General features: G+C 46.6%; 3 protein-coding genes. 2 read left to right on the plus strand and 1 reads right to left on the minus strand.

The features are described 5' to 3' along the window. Positions 1-805: AraC family transcriptional regulator (locus ACWVCM_RS02205; protein WP_455200069.1), on the minus strand; the 805-nt coding region annotated here is incomplete at its 3' end. Positions 806-981: 176 nt separating this feature from the next. Between ACWVCM_RS02205 and lpxC the strand changes: the two genes are divergently transcribed. Both lpxC and ACWVCM_RS02215 read left to right on the plus strand, forming a co-directional pair. After that, positions 982-1956, plus strand: a complete 975-nt coding sequence (gene lpxC / locus ACWVCM_RS02210) for a UDP-3-O-acyl-N-acetylglucosamine deacetylase (protein ID WP_455200070.1) — start codon at positions 982-984, stop codon at positions 1954-1956. A gap of 423 nt (positions 1957-2379) precedes the next feature. Continuing rightward, the coding region (locus tag ACWVCM_RS02215; protein WP_455200071.1) for a PAS domain-containing protein at positions 2380-3773 on the plus strand (1394 nt) is incomplete at its 3' end.

Raw genomic sequence — 3773 nt, forward strand, 5'->3', positions numbered from 1 at the left:
TCCGTTGCATGCTTCGCACGCTTAGATTAAGAATCTCTGCAATCTTTTCTTCATTGACCGAACCCGAAGGTAACAGTTCGGTTATTTTTGCCTTTGTTCTAATACCTATTGATGCACCATCCAGATGTGAAAGATATTCATCGATGACTTTATCATTGGCCCGTGCCAAATCTAGATTGGATGCGGGTAAATGTTTTTCAATCGCTGCTGTACGAAAGTGAAGCGCATTCTCATCACTAGAAAATTCAATAGGGCCTCTAAAAAAAGCATTCAACCTGTCCAGACAATTAGCTGAAGGCTTAGGCCGCATTGTCTGAACGAGGACTGGATCCAGTTCTTTTCCGTAATTGAGGCGGCACATATGTACCAGTACCGCCAACCCTGCATCCATAGCGGCAATTGATGCCTTATGAGTGCTTACAGCATTATAAATAGATACCCGGGTTGCAGAGTTTTGGTTCGAGATATCCACCGCAGCCGCATTATTAACAATCCGAATATACCTTTGTAAACGTTCCAATGCCTCTTTCAGGCTGGGGCTCGCCATCCAGGAAAATCCCAGGGCATGCAAAGAAGTGGGATGCCAATGATTAACGGTAACCAAACCAAAGCACGGATCCTGCGTTTCTTCCAGCGCCAAATCCCATAATTTAGTTACTGAGAAAAAATCAAACCGTGCATTTTGATCACTAAGATGGGCTGGGTCCATTCCAACTTCTCTGAACAACTTTCGATAATCCACACCATAGGACTTCAGCGATTCTGCAATCAACAACACCCAGGATGAAATAGTGGAGATATGCATGCTTTCCCTCTGTTTTCCTTAATTTTTTGGTTGCATATTGGCCGGTCAAAAAACGTACATAGGGATAATGGGTTGGCGCGTACGGACAACAAATTATAACACCCAAATTGATGCTGAATAGTCAAAAAGATCAAGCAATACCAAATTACATAACAAAGCATAAAAGAGGAATAACTATGACTATTCATAACGATTTGGCCTCTATCACTCAAAAGACACTCCGCCAACCTATTACCTATGTTGGTATAGGCTTGCATACGGGAAGCAAGGTGGCCATGGATGTACGCCCGGCAGAACCAGATACGGGCATAAATTTTTTGCGTAAGGATGTACCTGCCGGGAAGGGTTTCATTGCAGCACGCTGGTATGACGTGGTGGAAACTCACATGTCAACGGTGCTCGGCAACCAGCACGGTGTTACTATCAGCACCGTGGAACACCTGATGGCAGCACTGCATGGTTGCGGCGTTGATAATGCGTTAATTGAAATTGACGGACCTGAAATACCGATTATGGATGGCAGTAGTCACCCGTTTGTCTCAATGATTGAAAAAGTGGGCACTACAAACCAGCCTGCGCTAAGAAAAGCGATCTGGCTACAACGCCCGATTATTGTAAGAGATGGAGATAAAGAAGCGGCCTTGATTCCCAGTTCAATACCATCAATCTCCGTTGACATTGACTTTCCTGGCTCCGCAGTAGGCCAACAAACCTATACAGTTGAGCTTGTCAATGAAGCCTTTCGTGCTGATATTTCGCGTGCAAGAACCTTTGGTTTCGCCAAAGATATCGAGCGCCTGCAAAAGCTGGGGTTGGCCAGAGGGGGTTCGTTGCACAACGCCATCCTGGTTGACGGTGACCGTATCATAAATGAAGAAGGGCTGCGTTATGAAGATGAGTTTGTTAGACACAAAATTCTTGATGCTCTGGGCGACCTGTCTTTGATTGGTATACCTATCTATGCCAGTTATTACGGTAAAAAGCCGGGGCACACTATCAACAACGCGTTATTGCATAAACTGTTCGAGGAACGTGACGCCTGGTCTTACATTACTATTGATGAGTACAATACTCTCGTTGGTCGCCGGGAAGATTGGGAAAATAGTAATGAACAATATAGCCCACAGGCCCAGGGAAGTAATAGCGCTTAGCCGGATATAACCTGAAATATAGGAGCGGGGCTGTGCACCACGATTAACAGCGTCTCAACGACCACCGCATCAAATCGCGCCCCACAGCTGCGCTCCTACAAAAAACCAATTACACCCCACCTGTAGCAGCGGGGCTGTGCACCGCGATAACAGCATCGCAACAACTACCTCATCAAATCGCGCCCCACAGGGGCGGTCCTGCAAAAAAATCCTCGCCCACCCACATCCTACGCATTGACTCATATCAACACGCTTTACATCGTTTTTTTGTAAATTATTGATACTTGGCAGCAAATGGTGTGCTGGAAGTAATACGGTGCAGTAAATCAATGACTTATATATTCCGGGTATGATATCCGTCCTTAACTGCTTTGATGCATCTACTTATTATATGGCTGTACTTAACAACACCAAGAACTGGCAATGAACAGCATATTAATCCCAACCCTGTACGCCTGCGCGGGCATTACATTATATGCCGCGTATCAACACGCGCTGTTTGCCAGACATCCGGCATCCCGTATTCTGCACGGCTTGTTTGCCGGAATGTGTTTCTTCATAGCTTGCCTTTTTTTCGCCAAGGCACAGGCCTACAGCGTTACTACCGCGCAGGCGCTGGTGGAATGGCGCAGGCTGGATGTCAGCAGCGCCTTTATATTTTTTGTCATTTTTCCCTGGTTCGTTGCCGAGTATACTGGCGTGCGGCCGCGCTGGTATCTAATCAGCTTTAGTACAGCAGTAACATTTATATTTATTGTTAACCTTTCCCTGCCCTATGGCGGCGCTTTCAATCAATTACCCGAACTAAAATTTCAGATACTGCCATGGGGCGAACAAGTTGCGGACACGCGCTTACTGGAAAAAACCATTTGGTACCACGTTGTCTGGCTGCTGTGGCTATCGGTAATGGTCTATGCCATTTATGCCGCATACAGGTTATTTCACACGGGCAATCGGCACCGCGCCATTAATCTCTTTCTGGCCGTAAGCCTGTTTATATCAGCCCTGGTCGTGACTTATTTAATCAACATGGACATTATCCGCTTTGCCCATACGGGAGAATTTGGATTCCTGGCGATGATTATCCTGATGAGCAACACATTAAACAGTGAATTGCGGGAAAGTGAACGACGCATGCAGGAAGTAATGGAAAACGTCCCGGCCGTGGTTTATATGAAAGATCCCCAGGGACGCTATAGCTTTGCCAACAACCAATTTATGGAGTTATTTGACCTGAAACATTCCGACGTGGTCGGCAAAACGGATCACGAATTATTCTCCACTACCCAGGCAAACGAATTTCAAAGAAATGACAGGCTAGTACTTGAACGCGGCCATGCCCTCGAGTTCGAGGAAACCGTGCAGGTAAATGATAAGCCACACATATATACATCTATCAAGTTCCCGGTGCGCTCTCAGGATGGCACGCAATACGCCGTTGGTGGTGTATCAGCGGATGTAACTGCGTTACGCAATGCCGAACAGGAGTTACAGGCGCTGCGTAAACAGGCCTGGCATGTAGATCGCGTAGTGCGAGCCGGTGCTATTACAGCATCGATTGCGCATGATATGAGCCAACCACTTTCTGCTATTTTGAGCAATGCGCAGGGAGCTATTAGCTTTCTCAAACAGGATAAGCTGGACCAGGAAACTCTCGATTCCATTTTACATGACATAGAGCGTGACGCGAGACGCGCGGCAGCCGTGATTCGCAGTATGCGGACTATGATGCGCCACCAGCAATCACCGCACGTGGAACTTAACCTGGCAGATTGTGTAAATGACACACTTGAGCTAATGCACGGAGAATTCATTAA

It is taken from the genome of Kaarinaea lacus (genome assembly GCF_975902315.1).

What these genes read in the sequence shown, in the direction of transcription:
- lpxC (WP_455200070.1), top strand. Translation starts at nt 982, where the DNA reads ATGACTATTCATAACGATTTGGCCTCTATCACTCAAAAGACACTCCGC.